This window comes from Actinoplanes lutulentus, from assembly GCF_003259845.1.
Taxonomy (GTDB): Bacteria; Actinomycetota; Actinomycetes; order Mycobacteriales; family Micromonosporaceae; genus Actinoplanes; species Actinoplanes lutulentus.
The window spans coordinates 19,903-43,975 of the sequence record NZ_QLMJ01000007.1; the positions used below are offsets into that span (position 1 = coordinate 19,903).

The 24,073-nt window shown below is 70.8% G+C and carries 25 protein-coding genes; 11 read left to right on the forward strand and 14 right to left on the reverse strand.

Translation table 11 applies throughout. From position 1 onward, the window contains the following. Positions 1-74: 74 nt before the first annotated feature. Genes B0I29_RS17030 through B0I29_RS17040 form a run of 3 tightly spaced genes read right to left on the reverse strand, consistent with a single transcriptional unit; the run spans position 75 to position 3,609 of the window. Positions 75-986, reverse strand: coding sequence for a hypothetical protein (locus B0I29_RS17030; protein WP_111649983.1), 912 nt, complete (start codon positions 984-986; stop codon positions 75-77). A gap of 8 nt (positions 987-994) precedes the next feature. Then, positions 995-2,104 (reverse strand): aminopeptidase P family protein, encoded by a 1,110-nt coding sequence (locus B0I29_RS17035; RefSeq protein ID WP_111649984.1) that lies wholly within the window; start codon positions 2,102-2,104, stop codon positions 995-997. Further along, the gene (locus B0I29_RS17040) at positions 2,101-3,609 is read right to left on the reverse strand and encodes an MFS transporter (protein WP_245972572.1); all 1,509 of its coding nucleotides are present in this window, start codon (positions 3,607-3,609) and stop codon (positions 2,101-2,103) included. Before B0I29_RS17040 ends, B0I29_RS17035 begins: the two co-directional genes overlap by 4 nt. Before the next feature lie 100 nt (positions 3,610-3,709). On the opposite strand from B0I29_RS17040, the gene B0I29_RS17045 reads away from it, so the two are divergent. The 6 genes from B0I29_RS17045 to B0I29_RS17070 all read left to right on the forward strand — a co-directional run bounded on the left by B0I29_RS17045 (position 3,710) and on the right by B0I29_RS17070 (position 9,994). Next, positions 3,710-4,954: a threonine/serine exporter family protein gene (locus B0I29_RS17045; RefSeq protein WP_111649986.1), complete on the forward strand. Its 1,245-nt coding sequence runs from the start codon at positions 3,710-3,712 to the stop codon at positions 4,952-4,954. Further along, on the forward strand, positions 4,951-6,177 hold the full coding sequence (locus B0I29_RS17050) for a threonine/serine exporter family protein (RefSeq protein ID WP_111649987.1): 1,227 nt from the start codon (positions 4,951-4,953) through the stop codon (positions 6,175-6,177). Before B0I29_RS17045 ends, B0I29_RS17050 begins: the two co-directional genes overlap by 4 nt. Positions 6,178-6,274: 97 nt before the next feature. Then, the gene (locus B0I29_RS17055; protein ID WP_245972573.1) at positions 6,275-6,763 is read left to right on the forward strand and encodes a DUF2231 domain-containing protein; all 489 of its coding nucleotides are present in this window, start codon (positions 6,275-6,277) and stop codon (positions 6,761-6,763) included. A 20-nt stretch (positions 6,764-6,783) separates the two neighbouring features. Continuing rightward, positions 6,784-8,247 (forward strand): glutamate/gamma-aminobutyrate antiporter GadC, encoded by a 1,464-nt coding sequence (gadC, locus tag B0I29_RS17060; protein WP_181557856.1) that lies wholly within the window; start codon positions 6,784-6,786, stop codon positions 8,245-8,247. Further along, positions 8,244-8,657, forward strand: a complete 414-nt coding sequence (locus B0I29_RS17065; protein ID WP_111649988.1) for a hypothetical protein — start codon at positions 8,244-8,246, stop codon at positions 8,655-8,657. Before gadC ends, B0I29_RS17065 begins: the two co-directional genes overlap by 4 nt. Beyond that, positions 8,657-9,994, forward strand: coding sequence for a dipeptidase (locus B0I29_RS17070; protein ID WP_111649989.1), 1,338 nt, complete (start codon positions 8,657-8,659; stop codon positions 9,992-9,994). The genes B0I29_RS17065 and B0I29_RS17070 overlap by 1 nt, the downstream gene beginning before the upstream one ends. A 60-nt stretch (positions 9,995-10,054) precedes the next feature. Here B0I29_RS17070 and B0I29_RS17075 read toward each other — a convergent pair whose 3' ends face one another. The 5 genes from B0I29_RS17075 to B0I29_RS17095 all read right to left on the reverse strand — a co-directional run bounded on the left by B0I29_RS17075 (position 10,055) and on the right by B0I29_RS17095 (position 13,362). After that, positions 10,055-10,600, reverse strand: coding sequence for an HdeD family acid-resistance protein (locus tag B0I29_RS17075; RefSeq protein WP_111649990.1), 546 nt, complete (start codon positions 10,598-10,600; stop codon positions 10,055-10,057). A gap of 131 nt (positions 10,601-10,731) precedes the next feature. Beyond that, complete coding sequence (locus B0I29_RS17080; RefSeq protein WP_111649991.1) at positions 10,732-11,391, reverse strand: potassium channel family protein; 660 nt, start codon at positions 11,389-11,391, stop codon at positions 10,732-10,734. Next, positions 11,388-11,630, reverse strand: a complete 243-nt coding sequence (locus B0I29_RS17085) for a hypothetical protein (protein WP_111649992.1) — start codon at positions 11,628-11,630, stop codon at positions 11,388-11,390. The genes B0I29_RS17080 and B0I29_RS17085 overlap by 4 nt, the downstream gene beginning before the upstream one ends. Before the next feature lie 26 nt (positions 11,631-11,656). Then, on the reverse strand, positions 11,657-12,436 hold the full coding sequence (gene ppk2 / locus B0I29_RS17090) for a polyphosphate kinase 2 (RefSeq protein WP_111649993.1): 780 nt from the start codon (positions 12,434-12,436) through the stop codon (positions 11,657-11,659). An 80-nt stretch (positions 12,437-12,516) separates the two neighbouring features. After that, positions 12,517-13,362 carry a M48 family metallopeptidase gene (locus tag B0I29_RS17095; protein ID WP_245972574.1) on the reverse strand — a complete coding sequence of 282 codons (846 nt, stop codon included), beginning with the start codon at positions 13,360-13,362 and terminating at the stop codon, positions 12,517-12,519. A 113-nt stretch (positions 13,363-13,475) separates the two neighbouring features. Between B0I29_RS17095 and B0I29_RS17100 the strand changes: the two genes are divergently transcribed. From B0I29_RS17100 to B0I29_RS17115, 4 genes are read left to right on the forward strand one after another with little or no spacing between them, the layout of a single operon-like run. Then, positions 13,476-14,834, forward strand: a complete 1,359-nt coding sequence (locus B0I29_RS17100; RefSeq protein WP_111649995.1) for a diacylglycerol/lipid kinase family protein — start codon at positions 13,476-13,478, stop codon at positions 14,832-14,834. After that, the gene (locus B0I29_RS17105; RefSeq protein WP_111649996.1) at positions 14,831-15,241 is read left to right on the forward strand and encodes a hypothetical protein; all 411 of its coding nucleotides are present in this window, start codon (positions 14,831-14,833) and stop codon (positions 15,239-15,241) included. The genes B0I29_RS17100 and B0I29_RS17105 overlap by 4 nt, the downstream gene beginning before the upstream one ends. Continuing rightward, a complete protein-coding gene (locus B0I29_RS17110) occupies positions 15,241-15,654 on the forward strand; it encodes a DUF7144 family membrane protein (protein WP_111649997.1) in 414 nt (137 codons plus the stop codon). The genes B0I29_RS17105 and B0I29_RS17110 overlap by 1 nt, the downstream gene beginning before the upstream one ends. Beyond that, positions 15,651-16,562: a YihY/virulence factor BrkB family protein gene (locus B0I29_RS17115; RefSeq protein ID WP_111649998.1), complete on the forward strand. Its 912-nt coding sequence runs from the start codon at positions 15,651-15,653 to the stop codon at positions 16,560-16,562. Before B0I29_RS17110 ends, B0I29_RS17115 begins: the two co-directional genes overlap by 4 nt. Here B0I29_RS17115 and B0I29_RS17120 read toward each other — a convergent pair. Both B0I29_RS17120 and B0I29_RS17125 read right to left on the reverse strand, forming a co-directional pair. Beyond that, entirely contained in the window at positions 16,535-17,959 is a 1,425-nt protein-coding gene (locus B0I29_RS17120; protein ID WP_111649999.1) for an MFS transporter, read from the reverse strand. The two genes, B0I29_RS17115 and B0I29_RS17120, sit on opposite strands and share 28 nt — an antisense overlap. A gap of 28 nt (positions 17,960-17,987) precedes the next feature. Beyond that, the gene (locus B0I29_RS17125) at positions 17,988-18,566 is read right to left on the reverse strand and encodes an Rv1733c family protein (RefSeq protein ID WP_425452315.1); all 579 of its coding nucleotides are present in this window, start codon (positions 18,564-18,566) and stop codon (positions 17,988-17,990) included. Between the two features lie 63 nt (positions 18,567-18,629). Between B0I29_RS17125 and B0I29_RS17130 the strand changes: the two genes are divergently transcribed. Continuing rightward, positions 18,630-19,130 (forward strand): hypothetical protein, encoded by a 501-nt coding sequence (locus B0I29_RS17130; protein ID WP_111650001.1) that lies wholly within the window; start codon positions 18,630-18,632, stop codon positions 19,128-19,130. Here B0I29_RS17130 and B0I29_RS17135 read toward each other — a convergent pair. Genes B0I29_RS17135 through B0I29_RS17150 form a run of 4 tightly spaced genes read right to left on the reverse strand, consistent with a single transcriptional unit; the run spans position 19,111 to position 23,991 of the window. Next, a complete protein-coding gene (locus tag B0I29_RS17135) occupies positions 19,111-19,890 on the reverse strand; it encodes a metallophosphoesterase family protein (RefSeq protein WP_111650002.1) in 780 nt (259 codons plus the stop codon). The two genes, B0I29_RS17130 and B0I29_RS17135, sit on opposite strands and share 20 nt — an antisense overlap. Before the next feature lie 13 nt (positions 19,891-19,903). Continuing rightward, the gene (locus B0I29_RS17140; protein ID WP_111650003.1) at positions 19,904-21,127 is read right to left on the reverse strand and encodes an arginine deiminase; all 1,224 of its coding nucleotides are present in this window, start codon (positions 21,125-21,127) and stop codon (positions 19,904-19,906) included. Positions 21,128-21,129: 2 nt separating this feature from the next. After that, positions 21,130-21,966: a class II glutamine amidotransferase gene (locus tag B0I29_RS17145; RefSeq protein ID WP_111650004.1), complete on the reverse strand. Its 837-nt coding sequence runs from the start codon at positions 21,964-21,966 to the stop codon at positions 21,130-21,132. Positions 21,967-22,020: 54 nt separating this feature from the next. Beyond that, positions 22,021-23,991 carry a phage holin family protein gene (locus tag B0I29_RS17150; protein WP_111650005.1) on the reverse strand — a complete coding sequence of 657 codons (1,971 nt, stop codon included), beginning with the start codon at positions 23,989-23,991 and terminating at the stop codon, positions 22,021-22,023. Positions 23,992-24,073: the final 82 nt, after the last annotated feature.

Sequence of the window (24,073 nt, forward strand, 5' to 3'; positions counted from 1 at the left end):
ATCATCCTCGCAGCCGAGCAGGCCGAAGACCGTCAGCTAGGTGACACAAGATCATATACACTGATCGATATCGGTCAAGCGTAATAGGGCTCGGTGGGCGCCTGCCGGGGCGGCGGCGGAGGTGGAGGCGGGTCGAGCATCGCGCTCAGCCGGTCCAGGATCGCGTTCACCCGCGGCCTCAGCTCCTGCCATTCCCGGCCGGTGGCGAGCGCCTCGTTCTCCGCGTCGATCGACGGGACCAGGTCCCGCAGCAGCACGGCGATCTGACTCGCGCTCGCCTGCCGCTCGCCGTCCGGCGCGTCCTGAGCCGACAGGCCCCACCGTGCGGAGAGGTCACGCAGATCGTCACGGACCGGCGGCCAGTAGAGGCCCCGCTCCGCCGCGCTCCGGATGGTCAGCACCGGCGGCAGCCGCACCCCGACCACACCGCGTGTCTCGGCAGCCAGGGCGCCCCCCTCGGCGTCCCACACCGACACCCGCCGCGAGCGGTTGATCACCACGATCGCGATCACACCGCCGATCAGCAGGAACAGCAGCAGCCAGGGCCAGAATCCGCCGGCATCGTCGGTTCCGGAGACCGGCACGGTCGCCGCGGCCGACTGCGTCTCCTCGACGGGCGCCGCGGTGGTCGCCGCAGGCGTCTCGGTCGCGGTCGCTTCCTGGGTACGCGTCACCGTGGTCGCCGTGGGCACGGCACCGCCCGTGTTCCGGGTCCGGGTCGGCTCGGTCGTCTCCTCGGGCTCCTCCGTCTTCTGCGTCTCGGTCGTCCGGGTCTCCTCGGGCTCCTCGGTCTGTTCCTCCTGGGTCTGTTCCTCCTGGGCCGTCCGGGTCACCTCCGGCGTCACCGTCCGCTCCGGCAGGTCGATCGAGGGCAATGCGGTCGGCAGTGCCACCCCGCCGCCGTCCTCGGTGCCGCCGCATCCGGCCACCGCCAGGCTCAGCGCCGCCACCAGGGCGAGCGCCGCCCGTCCGCTTCGCGATCCCATGCCCGTCCTCACGCGACGATTCGCAGGTCGTGACTGGTGTTGTTGAGGCGGCGACCGGCGTTCTCGGTGACCGTCACGATGTCCTCGATCCGCACCCCGAACCGGCCCGGCAGATAGATCCCCGGCTCGATCGAGAAGCACATCCCCGGCACCAGCGGCTGCCGCTCCCCCTCGACCATGTACGGCGGCTCGTGCGTGGTCAGCCCGATCCCGTGCCCGGTCCGGTGGATGAAGTACTCGCCGTAGCCACCGCCGGTGATCACCCGCCGGGCGGCGCGGTCGATGTCCTGGCAGGCGACGCCGGGCTGCACTGCTTCGAAACCGGCCTGCTGGGCCGCTTTCACCAGCTCGAACACCTCGCGCTCCTCGGCCGTCGGCTCGCCGACGTGCACGGTGCGGGTGGTGTCCGAGCCGTACCCGTCCTTGAGGCCGCCGAAGTCGAGCACCACCATGTCGCCCTCGGCGATCACCCGGTCGGCCATCTCGTGGTGCGGGTTCGCGCCGTTCGGGCCGGAGCCGACGACCGTGAAGTCCACCTGGGAGTGTCCGTGCTCGCGCAGCAGCCCGGCCAGCTCGGTTCCTACGTCACGCTCGGTGCGGCCGCTGAAGCGTACCGTCGTGATCTGTTCGTAGGCCGCGTCCGCGGCCGCGCCGGCGGCAGCGAGCCGGTCCAGTTCGTCGGTGTCCTTCACCGCTCGCAGCATCGGCAGCGAGCCGGTGATCGAGGTGTACCGGGTCTCGCGGAGCGCGTCCTGCAGGCCGAGCAGGTGCATGGCCCAGGCCGAGTCGGAGAGCGCGTAACGGCCCTGCGGGTCGAGCAGGCGGGCGGTGGCCGCGTACGGATCGGAGCCGTCCGCCCAGTCGGTGATCGTCACCGCGGCGGCGCCGGGCGCGGCCTCGGCGTCCGGGCGTTCCAGCACCGGGACGATCAGGTGCGGGTCGTGGTCGGCGTCGAGGACCAGCATGGTGATCCGCTCGGTGATCGCGGTGGGCTGGTACCCGAGGAAGTAGACGAGGTCGGGTCCGGGAGTGACGAGCACGCCGGTCAGGCCGGCGCCGGCGGCCTGCGACAGCGCCCGTTCCATCCGGCGGGTGAAGTCCTTGGTCGTGAAGCTCATCGATCAACGCCTCCTGGGGTCGTTACCGGCGCCGGCCGGGTCGGAATGGTGTGGCTGGTGCCGGCCGCGGCCGCCGCCAGGTGCACGGCGGTCGTCTTCTCACCGCGGTGCCGCCCCATCAGGACCAGCAGCGCGACACCGGCCGCCGACATGAGGGTCAGCACGATCGCAGCGGCGCCCAGCCCCGCGGCGAGCGCGTCGGCGACGGATTTCCCGGCGGCGCCGCTGCTGTCGGTGACCGAGGTGGAGACCGTGGCGACCGCCGCCACGGCGAGTGACCCGCCCACGTACCGGGCCATGTTGGAGATGCCGGAGGCCTGACCGACCTCGTCCGCCGACACCGACGAGGTGGACGCCGACGAGGCCGGCCCGTTCGCCACACCGAGCCCGATCGCGATACCGATCATCGACGGGACGAAGGCGAGGTAGGCCCACGAGGAGGTCACGAAGATCAGCCCGACCGCGGCGACGGTGGACAGCCCGAAGCCGAGCGCGACCGCTTTACGCGGGCCGATCCGTACCGCGAACGGCGTGATCAGCGGCGTGATCGCGATCATCGCGGCGGCTGCCGGCAGGGTGGCCAGGCCCGCTTCGAACGGGCTCATCCCGAACGTGGCCGGATCCTGGAAGTAGAGGCTGAACAGGTACATCAGCGCGTTGAGCACCCCGGCCACCAGCAGGATCGCGAGGGTCGAGCCGACCAGTACCCGGTTGCGCAGCAGACGCAGGTCGACCAGCGGAGCGGCCGCACGCCGCTCGGCGGCCACGAAACCGGCGCCGCCGAGGATCGCGATCGCCAGGCAGGCGAGCGTCGCCGGGGAGAACCAGCCCCACGAGCTGCCCTCGCTGAGCGCCAGCACCAGCGGCACCAGGGCGACCGCCACCAGGACGGTGCCGAGCACGTCGATCGATCGGGGCCGGTCCGGGTCGCGGGACTCCGCGACGGTGGCCAGGGTCAGCGGCACACAGGCCGCGGCGATCCCCGCGTCGATCCAGAACAGCCCCTGCCAGCCGGCCACGTCGACCAGCAGGCCTCCGATGAGCGGCCCGGCAGCCGCGCCGATCGCGGAGGCCGCGCCCCACAACGTGATGGCCCGCATCTGTCCCGCACCGGACCCGGCCACCGAGAGCAGGCTCATCCCGCAGGCCAGGATCGTGGAGCCGGCCGCGCCCTGGATCATCCGGCCGGCGATGACGCCGGCCGCGCCGTCGGACAGCGCGATCAGCGCGCAGGAGGCGATGAAGAGCAGGAGACCGCCGAGGAACACCTTGCGCCGGCCGAAGACGTCGCCGAGCGCGCCCGAGGTGACGATCACCGCCGCACCGACCAGCATGTACCCGGTCACCGCCCACTGAAGCAGGTCGAGTGACGCGCCGGTGTCCTCGCTGATCGCCGGTAGAAGGATGGTGACGGCCGAAGTGTTCGCATTCACCACGAGCGCGGAGACGCAGGCTGCCAGCAGCACCCCGAGTCCCGCCGCGCGGTCGGTTCCGGTCGTGGACATGTGATCCAGCGTCGTCGTGGACCCCAGCCGGAGCATCCTTCGCGCCGGGTGATTTCAAACGTTGCTCGAACACCTACCGTCCGAACGCGGAGGTGCCCGGATGGCGAAACCGATCACTGAGGACCAGGAGCTGCACGAGTTCCTGCTGTACCTGGGCAGCGCGCTGACGGCGGCCGGCGAGGCGGTGAACCAGATCCAGGAACATCTGCTGAGGGTGGCGACCGCGTACGGCTCGCCGCAGGCCCGGATCAGCGTCTTCCCCACCTTCCTGGTGGTGTCGCTGGAACCGGGCCTGCCGGTGACCCAGGAGCCGACCCGGCAGCTCGGGGGTGGTCTGCGACTGGACCAGACCGCCGCGCTCTACCGGTTGCTCCGGTCCGCCGAGCGCGGCCATGTCGATCCTGGCGACGGCGCCCGGCAGGTCCTGGCGCTGGTCGCCATGCCACCTCGATTCGGCCCGGTGATCCGGGTGCTCGGCCACGCCATTCTCACCGTCGGCATCTGCATGATCCTGATGCCGACCGGTGAGGACCTGCTGATCGCCGGGCTGTTCGGGATTCTGGTCGGCGTCTTCAAACTGGCCGGTCTCCGATGGCAGAGCCTCCAGATGCTGATGCCGGTGATCGCCGCGTTCACCGTCGCCTCGATCACGTTCCTGCTGGCCAGGTCCGGGTGGGTGGACGCCGACCTGCGGGCCATGGTCGCCCCGCTCGCCACGTTCCTGCCCGGGGCCATGCTGACGATGGCGGTTGTGGAGCTCTCCGCGTACGAGATGGTCACCGGGGCGAGCCGGCTGGTCGCCGGGATCATGCAGTTGCTGCTGCTGACGTTCGGGCTGATCGGGGCGGCGCAGGCGGTGGGCGTACCGCCGCCGGAGGCCGGGCCGGCCGCCGCGCCGGCCGGGATCGGCTGGTGGGGGCCGTGGGTGGGCACGCTCGTGGTCGGGCTCGGCAACTACCTGATGCTGGCCGGGCCGCCGCGGTCGCTCGGCTGGCTCTGCCTGGTGCTGCTCGCCGGCTGGACCGGGCAGTACGTGGGCAACCTGCTCCTCGGCGGTTACCTGAGCGGTTTCGTCGGCGCGGTGGTGCTCACCGTGGTCGCGTACCTGGTGGAGCGAAGGCCCACCGGCCCACCGGCGCTGGTCTCGTTCCTGCCCGGCTTCTGGCTGCTGGTGCCGGGCGCTCTCACCCTGATCGGGATGACCGAGTACCTCGGCCAGGACTCGGTACGCGGCTCGGAGGACCTGACCGCCGCGACCGCCTCGATGCTGGCGGTCGCGCTCGGCGTGCTCTGCGGCCACCCGGTCTATCGGGCACTGGCCGGTGCGATGCGGAAAGTCTCATGACCCGGGCGACGACCAGCGGCGAGGAGCTGCTCGGGCTGCTCGGGCCGCTCACCGAGTGGCTGCTGAGCTCCAGCTTCGAGGGCACCGTGGAGTGCGAGGCGATCGTGCGGGACGTCGCGGCCCGGTACGGCCATCCGGTCGAGGCCGTCTTCCTGGCCGACGCCGCGCTGCTCACCGTGGGCGGCCGCACCCTCTCGTACGCCCGCGAACCCGGTGTGCCGCCGCTGGACGAGGTGTCCCGGATGAAGGAGCTGCTGGCCGCGATACACGGCGGACTGCCGGTCGGTGAGGCCGCCGCCCGGCTCGTCGAGATCCGGGCCATGCCGCCGCGATGGCGGCGACCCGCGCAGGTCGCCGGTCTGGTCGCGTTCACCGTCGGCTTCGGCATCTCGGTGCAGGCCACCTGGCAGCAGGTAGGCGTCTCCTCGCTCACCGGTCTGCTGATCGGCCTGCTGGTCGTGGGTTCCGCCGGGCACCGCCGGCTCGTGCTCCTCTCACCCTTCGTCGCCTCCCTGCTGGTCTCGACCGTCGTGATCCTGATGTCCGAGCACGGGCTGATCGACGGCGGCCCGATCCAGCTGATCGTCCCGGCGTTGTTCTACTTCATCCCCGGCGACGCGATCACGGCGGCGGCGCTGGAACTCTCCGCCAACCGGATCACCGCCGGCGCGGCCCGGCTCGTCTACAGCGTCTCGGTGCTCCTGGTCCTGGCATTCGGGGCGCTGGTCGCCACGGTGCTGCTGCGCGTGCCGCAGAGCGAACTGTTCGACGTGCCGGTGCCCGGCAACCTGGGCCCGATCGGGGTCTGGGGCGGCTGGGTGCTGTTCGGGATCGGGGTGATGCTGACGTTCTCGATGGCGGCCCGCGACTTCCCCTGGGCGCTCGGGCTGATCCTGCTCACCGCGGCCGTGACCGAAGTGGCCACCCGGGCGTTCGGTGATCCCTTCGGTACGTTCGCCGGGGCCGTGGTGATGACCGTCGTGGCGCTGCGGCTCGGGCGCCGGCCCGGTGTTCCGCCCGCGTACGTGCTCTATCTGGGCGCGTTCTACGTGCTGACTCCGGGTTCGCACGGCCTGCGCGGCCTGGAGAGCTGGATCGGCGGCGACCCGATCCGGGGCGTGACCGGGCTGGCCGACATGGTGAGCCTGCTCGTCGCGCTCGCGGTCGGCATGCTGGTCGGCGCGGCGGCGGCCGGACCGGCACAACGAGGGTTCACCCCTTAGCACCCTCGATCACCCGTCTGGGGTGAGGTGCGAATCGCCCCGGCGGCCGAGGCTGGAGGACGTCCGGTCCACCGGCGAACGGCAGGGGGCCCGCCGCATGCAGAGCCGACTCCGTCTCGGAGGCCACGCGGTCCAGCCGCTGTTGCTGATGTTCCCGCTCGGACTCTTCGCGATGGCGCTCATCTTCGACCTGGCCAGCCTGCTCGGCGGCCCGAAGCTGTTCGGCACCCTCGCCTTCTGGAACATCGTCGCCGGCCTGGCCGGCGGGTTGTTCGCCGCGCTGGCCGGCGGGTTCGAGGCGTTCACCGCCCGGAATCCGGACGCGGCCCGGGTCGCGTTCCTGAGCCTGCTGCTCGACGGCAGCGTGCTGATCCTGTTCGCGGTGCTGACCCTGACACGGGTACGCGGCCAGGACCGTCTCGCCGATCCGGGTCTGCTCGTGGTCGAGGTCGCCGGGCTGGCCCTCGCCGTGTTCGGCGCCTGGTTCGGCGGACGCTTCACCGAGTCGAACCGCCCGCCGAGGATGAGGCGGACGGCATTTCGCAGCGCTGATGATGCGGCCGGGACTCGATCTCGAACCGTGTGAACGGAGGCAGCGTGAGCGCAATGGACGTGCCCGCGAAGCGATCGGCTGAGAAGCCGGCGCGAGCGGCGGACAAACCCAAGTCCACCAAGGCGGTGGCGTACATCTCGTGGGTGGCGCTGGCGCTGATGACCACGAGCTCGGTGGCCAGCCTCCGACCGTCGCCGACCATGGCGGTCTACGGGCTGGCCAGCATCTTCCTGTACGTCGTACCGGCCCTGGTCTTCCTCCTGCCGACCGCTCTGGTCTCGGCGGAGCTGGCCTCCGGCTGGGAGGGCGGCGTCTTCAAGTGGGTGAGCGAGGGCATCTCCAAGCCCGCGGGCTTCTTCGCGGTCTGGTGCCAGTTCGCCATGACGATCTTCTATTACCCGAGCCTGCTCGGCTTCGTGGCGAGCACCCTGGCGTACGTCATCAACCCGGAGCTGGCCTCCAGCGGGGTCTGGACCGCCATCGTGATCATGGTCTGTTACTGGACCGGCGTCTGGGTGTCGTCCCGCGGTACCAGCGGCGTCGCCGGGCTGGCCAGCGGCGGCCTGATCATCGGCACGCTGATCCCGGGAGCCCTGCTGGTGATCCTCGGTGTCGCGTTCCTCGGCCAGGGCAACGAGTCGGCCGCGCCGATGACCGCGAGCAATCTGCTGCCGGCCTGGGCGGGCCTGTCCAGCCTCGTGTTGATCGTCAACAACTTCCTGTCGTACTCCGGCATGGAGATGAACGCCGTGCACGTGAGCTCCCTGAAGAACCCGGGCCGGGAGTTCCCCCGCGCCATGTTCCTCTCGATGGGACTGGTGCTGCTGATCTTCATCCTGCCCGCCCTGGCGATCAGCTGGATCGTCCCGGCCGAGCAGCTGTCGCTGACCGCCGGCGTGATGCAGGCGTTCGACGCGGTGTTCGCCGCGTTCGGATCGCAGTGGCTCACCCCGATCCTCGGCGTGATGCTGGTCGCCGCCTCGCTCGGCGGCATGCTCACCTGGCTGGCCGGCCCGTCCCGGGGCCTGCTGCTGATCTCGCGCCAGGAGGGTTACCTGCCGCCGTTCCTGCAGCGGCTCAACAAGCACGGCGTGCAGCAGAACATCCTGGTCGTCCAGGGTCTGGTGACCACGCTCATCGCCTTGGCGTACGCGTTCATCCCGGACGTCTCCAGCGCGTACTGGATCTTCTCGGTGATCACCACGCAGGTCTACCTGATCATGTACCTGCTGATGTTCGTGGCCGCTGTCCGGCTGCGCCGCAAGCACCCCGACCACCCGCGTGGTTACCGCGCCCCGATGCTCACCGGGCTCTGCGGCGTCGGATTCGCCGCTTCGCTCGCCGCCCTGCTCATCGGCTTCGTCCCGCCGTCCCAGTTCGGATCCGGCAGCGTCGGCATCTACCTGACCGTCGTCGCGGGCGGTGCCCTCGGGCTGGGCCTGCTCGTCCCGTACCTCTTCCTCCGCCTGCGCAAGCCGTCCTGGCGGACCGAGCCCGCCGAGGAGGTCACGGCATGAAGAACCACACCGTTCTCTACGTCTGCGCGGGGCTGCTCGTCCTGCTGCTCGGCGGCATCGCGGTGTTCAGCTGGCACGCCGCCGAGGAGAGCCGGGACGCCACCGCCAAGGCCGAACAGCTGCAGACCGCGCTGTCCACGGCCGGGATGCGTACGCCGACCACCGACCAGATCGTCCGGACCCTCGGCGACGACGGCGGCGCGGTCTGCTTCGACCCGGGCAGCGCGCTGCGCCGGGGCGTGCTCTACGGCCAGCTCACCAACGGGGCCGGCGGTCCCGGCCAGCGCCCGGTGATCGCCGACAACAAGGTGGTCAAGGGCCAGCTCCTGATCGTCGAGGTCTACTGCCCGCAGTACCTCGATCGTTTCCAGCAGGTGGTCGACGACCTCAAGCTCGCGGAGGTGGCGTGATGAGCCTGTCCGACCGTATCGACGCCCTGATGGGCCAGGCCCGCACCGACCTGGGTGAGCTGGTCGCCATCCCGTCGGTCGCCGACCCGCGGCAGTACCCGCCCGAGGAGTGCGGCAAGGCCGCGAACTGGGTGGTGGACCGCTTCGCTCAGGTCGGTTTCACCGGCTTGTCGCTGCGGCCCACCGCCGACGGCAGCAACGCGGTCTACGGCGAGCGACTGACCGCCGGGCCGGACGCGCCGACCGTGCTGCTCTACGCCCACTACGACGTACAGCCACCGCTCGACGAGAAGGCCTGGCGAACCCCGCCGTTCGAGCTGACCGAGGTGAACGGCCGCTGGTACGGCCGGGGCGCCGCGGACTGCAAGGGCAACATCGTCATGCATCTGACCGCGCTGCGGGCGCTCGGCGACGACGTGCCGGTCAACCTCAAGCTGATCGTGGAAGGCTCGGAGGAGCAGGGCACCGGAGGGCTCGAGGACTTCGTCGAGCACCACCCGGACCTGCTGCGCGCCGACGCCATCCTGGTCTGCGACACCGGTAACGCCGCGGTCGGCGTACCGGCCGCGACGGTCACGCTGCGCGGGCTGGTCAACGTGGTGGTGACGGTCGAGGCGCTCGCCGGCGAGCTGCACTCCGGCATGTTCGGCGGCGCCGCGCCGGACGCGCTGGCCGCGCTGATCCAGATCCTCTCGACCCTGCGCGACGCGGCCGGCAACACCACGATCGCCGGGCTGGCGAACGACCAGACCTGGCACGGCGCGCCGTACCCACCCGATCAGTTCCGCTCCGACATCGGCCTGGTCGGCGGGGCCGGGCTGCTCGGTGACGGCACGGTCTCGGACATGGTCTGGGCCCGGCCGGCCGTCACCGTGCTCGGCATCGACTGCCCGCCGGTGGTCGGCTCGGCGGCGGCGATCCAGCCGCACGCCCGGGCCCGGCTCAACCTGCGGGTGCCGCCGGGCACGGACGCGGTGAAGGCGCAGGACGCGCTGATCGCGCACCTGCACGCGGCGGCGCCCTGGGGTGTGCGGGTGACCGTCGAACCGGAGGCGCACGGGCAGCCGTTCGAGGCGCGTACCGGGGGCCCGGCGTACCGGGCGCTCTCCGCGGCGATGCTCGAAGCGTTCGGGCAGGAGATGACCAGTCTCGGACAGGGCGGCTCGATTCCGCTCTGCAACGTGTTTGCCGGCACCTACCCGGACGCGGAGATCATCCTGATGGGTGTCGAGGAGCCGCAGGCCCTGATCCACGCACCCAACGAGAGCGTTGATCCCGGCGAGATCGCCCGTCTGGCGCTCGCCGAGGCCCGGTTCCTCCAGCGTTATCGCGGATAGGAGGACGGGCACACGAAAGCGGGTCCGGCGTGGGGGCGCCGGACCCGCTTTCGCTGTGGCTCAGGCGGTTACCGTACGCGCGGTGCGCAGCCCCGAGATGGCGCTGATCACCAGGAGCAGGCCCACGAAGATGACCGACGTCGCGCCGATGAACAGGAACGCGGAGAGACCGATGTTCGGCCAGACCAGGATCGCGATGCCGGCGAGCACCGCGACGATGCCCAGGCCGATCCGCCATCCACCACCTTCGCGACCGGATCCGAGCGACACGAAGATCTCGGCGAGCCCGTCCAGCATCCAGCCGATCGCGACCAGGACCAGCATCAAGGCCAGCGAGGCGACGATGTTGCGCAGGCAGAGCAGGCCGACGATGGCGACCAGCAGGCTGAGCAGGATGCCGAGCACCCGGTAGGTCACCGGGTGGTTCGGCGCGTAGAAGAGCAGGAGCAGCATCCGGGTCACACCCATCAGCAGCAGGTTGAGGCCGAACAGGAATCCGACGACACGCAGTGTCGCCTCCGGCCAGGAGAACGCGAGGATGCCCAGGCCGACGGCGAACACGCCGAGCACGAGCCGGGCCCAGTGCCAGGAACGCGAGTTGTCCATCACCGCACCTCGCGCCCGTGCACGGCCGGTGTGTTGATGATCGTGCCTGGCCAGACGGCGGGTTCGGTCTCGGCGTACGTTCGGGTGTCTGTTGTCGACATGCACCTGCTCCCTACTGGAGATCCGTTTTCCTATGACTCACGCCCCGGTTCGCTCCATGCACCGGGCCGCCAGTTGTCCACCACCTTCGCCACCGCGGTGACCAGGAAGAGCTGGCCGACGAGGGCCTCCAGCACGGCGAGGCTCTGTGCCGGGTTGCCGTCCGGGACGAAGTCGCCGTACCCGGTGGTGGTCATCGTGACGAAGCTGAAGAAGAGCGCGTCGGCGAGCCCGGGGTCGCCCTCCGAGCCGAAGAGCGGGCCGGGCTGCAGGACGGCCAGGCACTCGTACGCGAACCCGAACGACATCCCGATCAGCAGGTACGCGGCGAGGGCGCCGAGCAGCGTCTGCCGGTCAACCCGCTCGCGACGGCCGAGGTGCCGGACGATCGGGACCGGCGCGAGCAGGTACAGCGCGCTGGCCGCCGAGAACGTCCAGCCGACCAGCGGCGACGCATGGGCGAGCAGATTGAGCCCCGCCGCGATCAGCGCGAGCAGGAACACCAGCGCCGCGGCGATCCGGAAGCCCCGACGCGCGCCGGCGATCCGGAGCACCTGCCAGACCGTGAGGGTCTGCGCGAACAGCAGCAGCGTCACCATCCAGCGGTTCTCCGCGGAGAGCGCCAGGACGTACGTCACCAGGATCATCACGAGCGCGGCGCCGTAGCCTCCGCGGGCCGGAGGGGCTCTCAACGCAGCATGCCCGGCGGCGCGTCCGGATCGTCGTCCGCCGGCAGCCGGCGGACCTCGATGAGCCGCAGCCCCAGCCCGTGGATCCGGGAGATCAGGCCGACCACGGCCGACTGATCGGGCAACGAGCCGTGCAGGATCGTCTCCGGCGGCTCCACGCTCACGGTGAGGTCCTGTAACTCCGCTAGTACCTCGGCGGGGATCACCCCCGAGACCCGTACCTGATATGTCGCGTCGGGCATGAGCTGCCCCTCCCTCCGCCTTACGCTCATCCGGTGAACCTGCCGCTGTTTCTGCGCTCGGCTTCCATCAGGGCGATCTCCCGCTCCCCGGCGACCACGATCTCCGGGTCCGGCGCGAAGTCGAGGGTTCGGTCGCGTCCCTTGTAGTCGGCGGCGTTGAGAATGACCTTCATGGTGTTGAGCCGAGCGCGCTCCTTGTCGTTGGAGCGGACGATCAGCCACGGCGCCGCGATGGTGCTGGTGCGCTGGAGCATCTCGTACTTGTGGATCGTGAAGTCGTCCCAGCGGTCCTGCGCCTGCATGTCGATCTCGCTGAGCTTCCACTGCCGCAGCGGGTCGGTGCGGCGGCGCTCGAAGCGGCCGGCCTGCTCCTCACGGGTGACGCTGAAGTAGAGCTTCACCAGGATCGTGCCCTGCCGGACCAGATCCTTCTCGAAGCCGGTGACGCCGCGCAGGAAGTCGCGGTACTCCTTGGCGCTGCAGAAGCCGAAGACCCGCTCGACCATCGCGCGGTTGTACCAGCTCCGGTCGAACAGGACCATCTCGCCGCCGGCCGGGAACTGCGCCACGTACCGCTGGAAGTACCACTGCGAGCGCTGTTCCTCGGTCGGCCGCCCGAGCGCGACGACCCGGTAGTGCTTCTCGTTCATGAACCGGGTGACCCTGCGGATGGCGCCGCCCTTGCCGGCCGCGTCCCGCCCCTCGAACAGGACGATCATGCGAAGCTTCTCCGCCTCGAGGTGTGCCTGAAGCTTCAGCAATTCGACCTGCCAGGGACGTAACCCTCGCTCAGCCTTGTGCCCCATGCGCAACTCCTCGTCTAGCCGGTGGTCACAGGGTGTTCCGGATCGTGCCGGCGCACGTCACCCCACAGGGGTGAGGGCGATCAGACCGTCGTGCCGGACTCGGCCTCGCCGCGGACCCGGGCGTGCAGCAGGCCCAGCCGGAACAGCCGTTCCAGGCGGCGGACCGTGAACGGGTGCGACTGCGGCAGCTGGGCCAGCTCCACCCAGAAGCCGTGCAGTGCCTGGCCCTGGCGTACCAGCTCCTCGACGTCGGTGGTGTGCTCGGTGTGCCGGCCGGAGGCGAGGATGACCAGGCCGGTCGCGCCGGACGGGCAGAGGTGCGCGCCGTGCCGGTCGCAGGAGTACTCGCGCAGCCGGGACAGCGCCGGGCCGAGCAGCGGGATCCGCTCCGAGTACGCGACCGACAGCTGGTACCAGAGCGCCACGTGGTGCAGTTTCACGTGACCCATCTCGTGGCCGAGGATGAACCGCAGCCCTTCCCGGTTGTTCTGGTACAGGTTCACGAACAGTTCGTTGGAGAGCACCACGTAATCGTGTCCGGTGGCCTGCGCCGCGAACGCGTTCAGCGCCCCGTTGCCGTTGCCCAGGTAGATGGTGGGCCGCCGGGGCAGCCCGAGCCGGTGCGCGAAATCGTCGGCGGTGCGGTACAGGTCGCCGTACTGGCGCGAGGAGAGCTCGACCGCGGTGCCGCGGATCGAGGCGCGCTGCGTCTCCCGGATGATGACCAGCCCGGGTACGAGCAGCAGCAGGCCGATCAGAGCACTGCGCACCGTGGTGGCCCAGGCGCCTTCCTGGAACCGCTCCGGCAGGAACGGCAGCGTGATGGCGGCCTGCACGATCAGCCAGATGATGATCAGGTTCAGGATCACCATGAAGACGTAGAAGGGGATTTCAGCGGGGTGCCGCAACCTGGTGCCTGTCGCCACGACGAGCCTCCTGTCCGCGAGGGTTGACGGTCGACGATCCAACGCGACGGCCGGGCCGCACCTCATCCCGCCGGAATGAGGCCGGGCCCGGGCGCGGCCGCGACGCTGAATCCATGCTGGAATCCCGCTCCCACCGCTGGCTGGCCCGGCTCTGCTTCCTCGGCGCCGCCGCGGCCGTGCTGCTCGTGCTCACCGTCGCCGGTGTCGCGGCGAGCCTGCTGCTGGTGCTGACCGCCGCGATCGGCACGGCCGCCGGGCTCGCCGCCGCCTGGTGGTTCCTCACCCACCGCGGGCTGCTGCGATGGCTGGCCGGGGCGGTCGTGGTGGTCGCCCCGCTGGTCGTCGCGGTGCTCTTCGCACGGGCGAACCTGATCTGGGTGGTGCTGGTCTTCGGCCTGCTCTGGGCGGCCGCGGTGGCAGCCGGGAAGAGGGCGTTGGCGGTGCCTTCGACCGGGGACGGCGTGACGTCCTCTTTCGAGACCGCAGCGCCGCTTCGTCCGTACCTGATCATGAATCCGCGCTCGGGTGGCGGGAAGGTGGAGCGGTACCGCCTGGCCGAGCGGGCTCGCGCGCTCGGCGCGCAGGTTTTTCTGCTGGAGGGACCGGCGGTGGACGTGGCCGAAATCGCCCAGCGGGCGATTCGCGACGGCGCCGATCTGCTCGGTGTGGCCGGAGGCGACGGGACGCAGGCGCTGGTGGCCGGGATCGCGGCGGAACACGGTGTGCCGTTCCTGGTGATCTCGGCGGGCACGCGCAACCACTTCGCGCTCGATCTCGGCCTGGACAGGGAGAACCCGGCGGCCTGCCTGGACGCGCTCACCGACGGCGTGGAGCTGACGATCGACCTGGGCCTGATCGGCGACCGGACGTTCGTGAACAACGCATCGTTCGGCGCCTATGCGGAGATCGTGCGGAGCCCGGCCTATCGGGACGACAAGATCGGTACGACGCTGGAGCTCCTGCCGCGTGTGCTGGCTGATTCTGATCAGCGGCTGGAGCTGACTGTGGACGGGACGACGGTGACCGGGCCGCAGGCCGTGCTGGTCAGCAACAACCCCTATGCCGCCGACGACATCGCCGGGCTGGGCCGCCGCCACCGGCTCGACAGCGGGGTGCTCGGCGTCCTCGCGGTAACAGTGCGTGGCGCCGCCGACGCCGCCGGCCTGATCAGCGGCAAGGGCCGGGCGCGCTCGCTCACCGTCCGCAACACCGGCCGGGTGGTGATCGACGCCGACGCGCCCGCCGTGCCGGTCGGCATCGACGGCGAGGCGGTGACCATGCCGACGCCGGTACGCTGCGAGATCCGGCCGGGCGCGCTGCGGGTACGCGTCCCCCGCCACCGCCCCGGCGTGCCACCGCCACCGCCCGAACTGGACTGGTCGCGGCTGCGGCGGCTGGCGCTGGGATCGTCGCCCTCATCCGCCCCGGGTGAGGAAAAGGCCAGGCCGGCGGCGGCATCCTCAGCGGTATGACACGCAACCCAGGGCTACTCACCGCGATCCTGGCAGCCGCTGTCCTCGGCGCCGGTGGCTGCGCCGGCGGCGAGGCGCAGGCCCCGGCGGTGTGCGAGAGCTTCGCGACAGTGCAGAACACGGTGACCCAGATCCGCAACGCCAACGTCTCGGAGAACGGCCTGGTCGCCGTCCGGCCGTACGTCGCCGAGCTTCTCAACCAGCTCAACCAGCTGGTCCTCGACGCGCAGGCGCAGTTCAAGCCGCAAGCTGACCAGCTGCGTGCCGCCGTGGACCAGCTCTCGGCCAGCGTCGAGACCGCGCGTACCGACCCGGGCGCCGCCACGTTCGCCGTGGTGCGTACCGCGATCACCGCTGTCGGTGACAGTGCCCGCTCCCTGCGCGACGCGATCGGCGGGACCTGCTGATGGACGTCGAGGAGAGCCGCGCCACCGGATGGGTCGCCTGGGTTCTGTTCGGCGGCATCGCCCTGGTCCTGCTCGGCACCGTGCACCTCTGCATGGGCTCGCTGGCCCTGCTCAACCCGGACGTGCTGGCCGGCACCCGCGGTGCCCTGCTTCTGCCGATCTCGCTGACCGCGCTCGGCTGGCTGCACATGGGTGTCGGCGTCCTCGCCGTGATCACCGGTGCGGCGCTGTTCCTGGGCCGGCTCTGGGCCCGGATGGTGGCGATCCAGCTGGCGGCCCTGGCCGCTCTGTTCGACTTCCTGTTCCTCGCCGAGCACCCGGTCTGGTCGGGCATCGCGATCGTGCTGGCCGCCGTGGTGATCTGGGCGGTGGCCAAGCACGGCGCCGAGGTGGCGGACGCGCAGGGAAAGTGATCCTCCGCCGTCTCGACGACCTGCAGCGGCAGCACACCGCGCTCGGCTTCGGATGGGCGGTGATCCGCAAGTACCTCGACGACCGGGGCGCTCGCGAAGCCGCGCTGATCACCTATTACGGGTTCCTCAGCCTCTTCCCGATGCTGCTGCTCGGCGTCGCGATCGTGACGCAGGTGCTGGCCCGCCGGCCCGAGCTGCGGCAGGAGCTGGTGGCCGCGATCGTGCCACCCGTGCTGCAGCCCGGCATCGAGTCCGGCATCGCGGAGATGTCGGGCTCGACCGGTGCGCTGGTCGCCGGTGTGATCGGGCTGCTCTTCTCCGGTACCGGGGTGGTGTTCTCGGCGTACGAGACGCTCAACCACCTCGCCGGTGTCCCGTTCCGGGAGCGCGGGGTGATCTCCCGTTACCTGCGGGTGTTCGCCGGTCTCGCCGTCATCCTCACCGGTGCGGTCGTCGCCGGCGCGCTCACCGTCACGTCGTTCCCCTCGGCCGCACTCGGGTCGTTCCTGGTCGTGTTCGGGGTGCTGCTGCTCCTCGCCCGGCTGCTCCTGGCCCGCCGGGCCCCGCTGAACGGGATCTGGCCGGCCGCCGCGCTCGGCGCGATCGCGGTCACCGCGCTGCTCGGTCTCGGCGCGTCGGTGCTGCCCGAGCTGGTACGCCGGGCCGGCCGGGTCTACGGCGCGTTCGCCACCGTGGCCGGGGTGTTCACCCTGCTCTACCTGCTGAGCAACCTGCTGGTGCTGGCCGCCGAGCTCGCGGTCGTCCGGCACGCGCGGCTGTGGCCCCGCGCGCTGGACCCGGCGCGCCCGGCGCCCGCCGACCTGCGGGCCATGGAGTTGCTGGCCCGCGAGCAGGAGCGGACGCCGGGCGACCAGGTGATCTACGCCCGGCGCGGCTCGGGCGTCTGAGAGGTGCTCGGCGTCGGCCGCGACGGGCCGACGCGCGGCAGAAAGGCCGCGGCGACCAGGCCGATCAACCCCGCGGCGGCCACCGAGACCATGGCCCAGACGTACGCGCGCCCCGGCGCCGACCCGTCCACCCCGGCGACCAGGATCGTGCCGGTGAGCGCGGCGCCCAGCGACGACCCGAGGTTGGAGACGCTGCGGGACAGTCCGGAGATCTCGCCCTGGAGGTTCTCGGAGAAAGCGGACTGCACGACGTTCACCGACGGGGTCAGCATGCCGCCCAGGCCGAGGCCGATCACGAAGAGTCCGGGCAGCATCGCCCACACGTTGCCGTCGGTTCCGCCGGCCGTCAGCAGCAGGATGATGCCGGCGATCGTGATCAGGAAACCCGCCATGATCAGTGTCCGCTGCGCGCGCCGCTCGGCCATCCGCTCGGCGCCGAGCGACGCGATCAGCACACCGGCCGTCGTCGCGGTGAAGACCCCGCCGGTCTCGATCGCGTTGAAACCCTTCACCACCTGCAGGTACGTCGACACCACGAAGGACGTGCCCATCACCATGAGCCACTGGGTGTTCTGGGTGATCAGGCCCAGATTCGAGACCCGATTGCGGAACAGCTGGGTGGAGAGCAGCGGGGTGCGGCCGGACCGCTCCTTCGCGCGTACCGACAGGAAGAACCAGGTCAGCACGAGCGCACCGGCCACGATCAGGCCGATGGTCGCGAGAACGTTCTGGTCGGCCAGCAGGATGCCGTTCACGATCAGGATCAGTCCCAGGGCGGAGAGCACGGCGCCACCGACGTCAAACCGCTGGGACCGGTCAGCCGGCAGCGGGTCGCGCACGGCCTTGCGGCTGAGCAGCACGATCAGCAGGCAGATGAGGCTCTGCAGGACGAACGCCGCCCGCCAGTCGATCGCGGAGGCGACGAGCCCGCCGATCAGCGGACCGGCCACCGCGCCCACCCCACCCATCGCGCTGATCAGGCCGAACGCGCGGGCCCGGGCGGCGACACCGGTGAAGAGCAGCGTGGTGAGGATGTACACCGGCGGGATGAGCAGCGCGGTGCCGACGCCTTCCAGCACCGAGTACCCGATGATCAGCGTTGGCAGGCCCTGCGCGAACGCGCTGAGCAGCGCGCCGCTGCCGAACAGGATCAGCCCGAGGATGAGGCACCACTTGCGGCCGAGCAGGTCGGTCAGCTTGCCTCCGGGGATCATCAGAGCTGCCATCACCAGCAGGAACAGAGTGATCGCGAGCTGAACACCCTGAACCGTGGTGCCCAGGTCCCTGCTGATGTCGGTGATCATCACGTTCATGTTCGAGCCGGCGAAGCTGCAGATGAACTGGGCCAGTGCGAACGCCGCAAGTGCCTGTCGTAGCTGGGGCGGGAATCTCACCATCACGCATCGCTTCCCATCAGAAGAAAAGTCATCGGCGGTCCTTGCTCCAGAGCGGGCCGACCGCAAGCCATTCGCGCTGCCAGGCCCGCGCGCGGTGGCGGTCGAGCAGGCCGAGACCGATTTTCCGCAGCCCGGCCACCGCGCCCGCGAGGCAGAGGACCGCCGCCGCCGCGGCCATCAGGGCCTGCGCCATCGGGTCCCGGTCCATCGGCTGCCCGCGTAACCGGCCGCGGTCGTCCACCCAGACCCGGATCGTGTCCCCACTCCGGCTGCCCGGCTCGACCGGTACGAGGCCGCTGCGGGGTGTGCCGTCCGGCGCGGTCCAGTGGGCCGTCGCGGCACGCGGCGCGACAGTGCCCGCCGGGGTTGACGCGGGTTCGCCCACCAGCTGAGCCGTCACCGCGAAGACGTGTGTCCGTTCCCATTCCTCGGCCCGGACGTCGGAGAGGTAACTGGATCGTCCGGCCCACCATCCGAGCCCCGGCGCACCGGCCAGGAACACCATCACCAGTATGAAGATCATCGAGCTCTCGACGCGATCGGAACGCCGTCGCAGCGGATTCCCCATGGCGATGAGCATCGCTCGCCGGGGCGGCGGGTGATTCATCCCTGCCGGACGAGGTCTGCCGGTCCCAGTGCGACGAGTCTCAAACCGTCGAAGGGAGCTCCCATGGCCGGCACGAACCCGCTCCGGGTCCGCGTCACCCGGGACAACCAGGAGGCGACAGCGTCCGGCATCTACGGACTGATCGTCGGCGCCTCGGTCCTGGTCGCCTCGCATGCCAAGACCGCCGCGGGTTCGGTGATCGCCGAGCTGGTCACGCTCACCATCTACTGGGCGGCGGAACGGTACGCCCGGGTCGTCGCCGAGCGCATCCACGAGGGCCACCGGCCGACCTGGCACACCGTGCGGCAGCAGCTGACCACCGGCTGGGAGATCGTGACGGTCTCCGCCCTGCCGCTGCTGGTTCTGCTGATCACCCGGCTGGCGGGCGCCGCGCTGGTCACCGCGGAGATCGTGTCGCTGATCTGCACCACGATCCTGCTCTGCGTGGGTGGCTGGCGGATGGGCGCGGCCGGCCGCCTCACCGGACTGGAACGGCTCGCCTCCACACTGGTGGCCGGCACGTTCGGCATCGCGCTGATCGCGCTCAAGACCCTGCTGCACTGATATTCGGCACGGTCACGAGCCGCCCGGTCAGCCATCGGCCGTCACGGAGGTACCGCTCCCGTACCACGACCTCACCACGATGCACGCTGATCAGGCTCCAGGAGCAGCCGATCGCCTGCCGGGTCCGGCGGCTGACCGAGGTGCCCGCCACCACGAAGACCGGGCCACCCGGCACCGGCACCCGGACGTCCGGCACATGCGTGTGCCCGGCCAGCACCAGATCGACGCGAGCCGCACGGATCGCGTCGAGCAGGCGGTCCCGGCCGATGACCCGGGCCGTACCGGTGGCGAGCGGCGGATGGTGCAGCGCCAGCAGCCGCACGTCACCGGCGGGCGCGCCGCCCAGCACCCGGACCACCGTCGCGGCCTGGCGGGCACTCACCCGCCCGTTCTTCCACCGCCACCGCGGCATCGATTGCAAACCCAGAGCGGTGAGGCCCAAGACCTGGCGGTCCGGGTCCAGGTCCGCGGTCATCCATCTCCGATAGCGAGCGTACGGCCGGAGCACACGCCGCCAGCTCACCAGTGGGAGGTCATGGTTCCCGGTGACCGTGAGCAGCGGCCCGGGCAGCCGATCGAGCAGTTCCCTGGCCCGGCGGAACTCGCCGTCGCGGGCCCGCATCGTGCTATCCCCGGTCACCACGGTCAGCGCCGGCCGGGCCCGGGCCACGTCGGCCACGATGCTCTCCACGGCCCGGTGGTCGTGGGCGCCCAGATGCAGATCGGACAGGTGCGCCACGACCACCGGACCATCCGTCATGTCGCCGGGCGATTCAGACGGCGTCGCGTTCGATCGGGCAGGTCATGCACCGGGGGCCACCCCGGCCGCGCCCGAGCTCGCCACCGGCGATGGTGATCACTTCGACGCCCTGCCGGCGCAGGAAGGTGTTGGTGGTGACGTTGCGCTCGTAGCCGACGATCACGCCGGGCTCGATCGTGAGGAAGTTGTTGCCGTCGTCCCACTGCTCGCGCTGTGCGGCACGGACGTCCTCGGTGGACTCCAGGATCTGAAGCTTGTCGACGCCGAGGGTCTCGGCGATCGTGGCGAACAGGTCCTCGTTGCGGACCACGCGCAGACCGTCCGGTTCGGCCGCCGGCCGCACGGTCCAGGACCGGAGCGCACCCCGCAGGTACGGATAAACGACGAACGCATCCCGATTGATCATGGTCATCACGGTGTCGAGGTTCATCGTGGCCGGCGACTGCGGCAGCTCGACGGCGATCACCTTGGTGGCCGCGCCCGCCGCGAAGAGGCCGCGGGCCAGGTTCTCCACACCCATCGCGGTGGAGCGCTGACCCACGCCGGCCAGCACGGCTCCCCGGCCGAGCACATGGATGTCACCGCCCTCCAGGGTGGCGGACCCGGACCGGTGCGGGATGTCGTCGCCGTACCAGACGGTGAAGTCGGCGAGGGTGAACATCGGATGGAAGCGGTAGATGGCCGCGCTGTGCACCGACTCGCGGAGCCGGGCCGGCATCGCCATCGGATTGATGCTGACGCCACCGTAGATCCAGGCGGAGCTGTCCCGCTGGAGCAGATGGTTGGGCAGCGGGGCGAGCACGAAATCGTCGGCGCTCAGCAGTTCCCAGCGCAGGCTGTGCACGGTGAAGCCGGCCAGCTCGCTCTTGAGCACGCCGCCGATCAGGTACTCGGCCAGCATCTCGCTCTCCGCCTGCTCGGCGAGCCGGCGTAGCGGGCCGGCCAGGGCCGGGCCGGCCGTTTCCTCGGTGACGGTCCGGTCCAGCACCCAGGCGCGGGCCCGCGGGATGTCCAGCACGTCGGCCAGCAGGCGGGCGAGGTAGTGCACCCGGACGCCGCGCTCGCGCAGGAACTCGGCGAACGCGTCGTGTTCCTCCCGTGCCCGGCGAGCCCAGAGGATGTCACCGAAGAGCAGGTCACCGGCGTTGTCCGGGGTGAGCCGGCTCAGCTCGACGCCCGGGCGGTGCAGAATCACCTGACGCAGGCGGCCGATCTCGGAGCCGACCTGGAAACCCATGGTCAGGGCACCGCCGGCTCGAAGTGGCCGAGTTCGTCCTCGCCTTTCTGGATCACGCCGTAACTGGACTCGGGCACCGGCTGCCAGGCGCCTTCCAGCTCTCCGAGCGGTTCCGAGACGACCAGCCTGGTCTCGTCGGAGAGCCGGGCCAGCTGCCTGTTCTCCGGGTACATCGTCTGCAGGGCGGTGGTCTCGGTGCTGTAGAAGAGCGACCGGCTGTGCCCCTCGGAGGAGTACCGGACGCACCAGATCCGGTCACCGTCGGTGGTGGCGATGGTCATCTGCAACGGGTGGGGCACTCCGTACGCGCGGCCGACCGACTCGACCAGCCCGGCCATCCGTTCCACGGCGGCGATCGGGCGATCCCGCAGCCCGAACGTGAGAGCCAGGTAGAACATCACCTCGGAGTCGGTGGAGCCGACCATCGACGGGTACAGCTCCGGGTCGACCGCGAGGACCAGGTCCCGCTTGAGCCGGGCGAAATCGTGGATCGAGCCGTTGTGCTGCCAGAGCCAGCTCCCGTACCGGAAGGGGTGGCAGTTGGTCTGCTGCACCGCGGTACCGGTGCTGGCCCGGATGTGGGCCAGGAACAGCGGCGACATGGTCGAGCGGGCGAGCTCCCGCAGGTTCGCGTCGCTCCACGCCGGTCCGACACCCCGCAGCAGGGCCGGTTCGGCCGGGCCGTCGACCGGGTACCAGCCGACTCCGAACCCGTCACCGTTCGTGGTCTCCACCCCGAGCCGGGAGTGCATGCTCTGATCGATCAGTGAGAAACGGGGCTTGTAGAGCAGCTCTTCAAGCCGGATCGGCGTGCCGGAATAGGCCAGCCAGCGACACATGACGGGTCCTTTCGACGGGTACCTCATCGTCACGGCCCCGGTGCCCGGGCTGGCTCACCCCGGACGGATGAGGTCCTGTTCGGCCGTCCGGCAGCCGGTCTGTTCCAGCCAGCCGCAGAGCAGCCGGTGCACCGCGTCGGCGCCGACCAGCTCGGCCGGCGTACGCCAGGACCGGGGGTGGATCAGCACCGGCCGGTTCTGCCAGCCGCCCAGCCCGCCGTGACAGCCGATCAGGTCCTCGAACGCGGCGACCTCCTGGGACTCCGGATTCCAGCTGCTGTTGATCACCAGGTCGCCGGTGTTCGCGAGCCCGTCGTGCCGGCGCAGATCGTCGGCGGCACGCGGGCCGTACCCGAGAAGCGGATCAAGTCCCTCGACGTGGCCGTCCCGCAGCCGCCGCCGGCCGGCCGGGCCCAGCACCACGGCGCCGTGCTCCTCGGAACGGACCATCACCCAGCCGACGCCGGGGTGCGCGGTCAGGCCGGGCAGCAGGGCCGGGTGCCGTTCCTCGATCACTTCGAGGCTCACCCGGCCGGGCAGCCGGGCCAGGTAGACGAGCGACAGGTTGCCGGAGGACGCCACGACGATCTCCGGGACGTCCGGGGCGCCTGCTTCGCGCGTACCCAAGGGGTCTGTCCGAGAGAGACTGGCGCGCAGAGCGCGCGCACGTCCTTCCTGCTCGTCCTCGCGGGTCGCGACCACGTTCCCGGCGGCGGTCAGCCGGCCGATCAGCTCCTCCAGACGCAGGCCGAACCGCTGCTCGAAGGTGGCGCCCTGGCTCTGCCCGTGATCGGAGAGGACCACGAACCGGTACGGCCGGGGTGCCGCGGCCGCGACCTCTTCGAGGGTGGCGAGCACGCCGTCGATCCCTTCGAGGGCGGCCAGCGACTCGGGCCGGGCCGGGCCGGCGTGGTGTGCGATCTCGTCGTAGTCCACGAAGTCGCAGAAGACCGAGGGCGCGCCGCGCATCATCTGCTCGGCGAGGATCGTCAGGTTGAGGTGGCGTAACAGCACGTTGGTGGCGCCGCGCAGCAGCACGTAGGAACCTCGGCGGCGCATCCGCGGGCGCACGTCGCGCAGACGTTGCCGGCGGGCCTGGTACAGCTCCTTGACGATCTCCCCGACCGTGAGGACCAGGGAGTGCGTCAGCCCGAACGGGTCGATCAGGTACGCGCTGAGGTAACGGGCCGGCCCTTTCGCCGAGACCGTGCTCATGGTCAGCAACGACGTGGTGGCGTCGCCGGAGAAGACGTTGCTGACGCTCACCCCACCCCCGGCCAGCAGCCCCCGGCCGTCCGAGCAGCGGGATTCGACAAGCGCGCTGTCCTTCGGACGGTTCGTCACGACGAGGCGGGCGGCCGATTTCTCGTACCATCGGAAAGCCGGAACCTGATCGCTCGCGCCATGCAGAAGCCCGGCCTGGCTGGCCGGCGTCGTCGCCGGCAGCTGCGCGTGCCATTCGGTGAGCGTGTGACTCCCGGAGCTCAGCCACCGGCCGAGCGTGGGCAGGTTGCCCGCCTCGACCGCCCAGCGGGCCAGCGGCGCCGACAGCCCGTCGATCTGGATCATGATGACGCCCGGGGTGTCGCTGTGCGGGACACTGCTCCGGAAACGCCGGTTGGCGCGCAGCAGGTGCTGGGTGACCGCGCCGTTCTGCCCGGCGGTGACCGCCCAGAGCGCCGCGCTCATCAGCGTCGCGCCGAGCCAGGACGCCCAGAACGCCGCCCAGAAACCATCCACGTGCACACCCGGCGCCAGCCACAACGCCGTGTAGACCAGCAACGCCTGGGCGACCAGCCAACCGGCCACCACCCCGGCCCAGCCGATCCGGGAGAAAAGGGTGACCAGGACCGGGCGCAGCACCGCACCGAGCAGTCCGAGCACGATCGCCGCGCCGAGCACCGCCCAGCCGTTGTCCGCGCTGATACCGGGCAGCAGCCCGACCGTGATGCCCAGCGCCACCGAGCCGAGGCACACGATGACCACAGTGGAGAGGACGGGTACCGGACGGCCGGGCTTGGGCATGCGGTCAGTGTCGGCGTGCCCCGGGACACTGACCCCATCCGCGCCGGATGATGCTCGGCCGTGCCCGGCCACCGACCATGGC

Bases quoted from the DNA above. Each gene is read 5' to 3' on its own strand.
- B0I29_RS17030 (WP_111649983.1), bottom strand. From the start codon at position 986: ATGGGATCGCGAAGCGGACGGGCGGCGCTCGCCCTGGTGGCGGCGCTG.
- B0I29_RS17035 (WP_111649984.1), bottom strand. From the start codon at position 2,104: ATGAGCTTCACGACCAAGGACTTCACCCGCCGGATGGAACGGGCGCTG.
- B0I29_RS17040 (WP_245972572.1), bottom strand. From the start codon at position 3,609: ATGTCCACGACCGGAACCGACCGCGCGGCGGGACTCGGGGTGCTGCTG.
- B0I29_RS17045 (WP_111649986.1), top strand. From the start codon at position 3,710: ATGGCGAAACCGATCACTGAGGACCAGGAGCTGCACGAGTTCCTGCTG.
- B0I29_RS17050 (WP_111649987.1), top strand. From the start codon at position 4,951: ATGACCCGGGCGACGACCAGCGGCGAGGAGCTGCTCGGGCTGCTCGGG.
- B0I29_RS17055 (WP_245972573.1), top strand. From the start codon at position 6,275: ATGCAGAGCCGACTCCGTCTCGGAGGCCACGCGGTCCAGCCGCTGTTG.
- gadC (WP_181557856.1), top strand. From the start codon at position 6,784: ATGGACGTGCCCGCGAAGCGATCGGCTGAGAAGCCGGCGCGAGCGGCG.
- B0I29_RS17065 (WP_111649988.1), top strand. From the start codon at position 8,244: ATGAAGAACCACACCGTTCTCTACGTCTGCGCGGGGCTGCTCGTCCTG.
- B0I29_RS17070 (WP_111649989.1), top strand. From the start codon at position 8,657: ATGAGCCTGTCCGACCGTATCGACGCCCTGATGGGCCAGGCCCGCACC.
- B0I29_RS17075 (WP_111649990.1), bottom strand. From the start codon at position 10,600: ATGGACAACTCGCGTTCCTGGCACTGGGCCCGGCTCGTGCTCGGCGTG.
- B0I29_RS17085 (WP_111649992.1), bottom strand. From the start codon at position 11,630: ATGCCCGACGCGACATATCAGGTACGGGTCTCGGGGGTGATCCCCGCC.
- ppk2 (WP_111649993.1), bottom strand. From the start codon at position 12,436: ATGGGGCACAAGGCTGAGCGAGGGTTACGTCCCTGGCAGGTCGAATTG.
- B0I29_RS17100 (WP_111649995.1), top strand. From the start codon at position 13,476: ATGCTGGAATCCCGCTCCCACCGCTGGCTGGCCCGGCTCTGCTTCCTC.
- B0I29_RS17105 (WP_111649996.1), top strand. From the start codon at position 14,831: ATGACACGCAACCCAGGGCTACTCACCGCGATCCTGGCAGCCGCTGTC.
- B0I29_RS17110 (WP_111649997.1), top strand. From the start codon at position 15,241: ATGGACGTCGAGGAGAGCCGCGCCACCGGATGGGTCGCCTGGGTTCTG.
- B0I29_RS17120 (WP_111649999.1), bottom strand. From the start codon at position 17,959: ATGGTGAGATTCCCGCCCCAGCTACGACAGGCACTTGCGGCGTTCGCA.
- B0I29_RS17125 (WP_425452315.1), bottom strand. From the start codon at position 18,566: ATGAATCACCCGCCGCCCCGGCGAGCGATGCTCATCGCCATGGGGAAT.
- B0I29_RS17130 (WP_111650001.1), top strand. From the start codon at position 18,630: ATGGCCGGCACGAACCCGCTCCGGGTCCGCGTCACCCGGGACAACCAG.
- B0I29_RS17135 (WP_111650002.1), bottom strand. From the start codon at position 19,890: ATGACGGATGGTCCGGTGGTCGTGGCGCACCTGTCCGATCTGCATCTG.
- B0I29_RS17140 (WP_111650003.1), bottom strand. From the start codon at position 21,127: ATGGGTTTCCAGGTCGGCTCCGAGATCGGCCGCCTGCGTCAGGTGATT.
- B0I29_RS17145 (WP_111650004.1), bottom strand. From the start codon at position 21,966: ATGTGTCGCTGGCTGGCCTATTCCGGCACGCCGATCCGGCTTGAAGAG.
- B0I29_RS17150 (WP_111650005.1), bottom strand. From the start codon at position 23,991: ATGCCCAAGCCCGGCCGTCCGGTACCCGTCCTCTCCACTGTGGTCATC.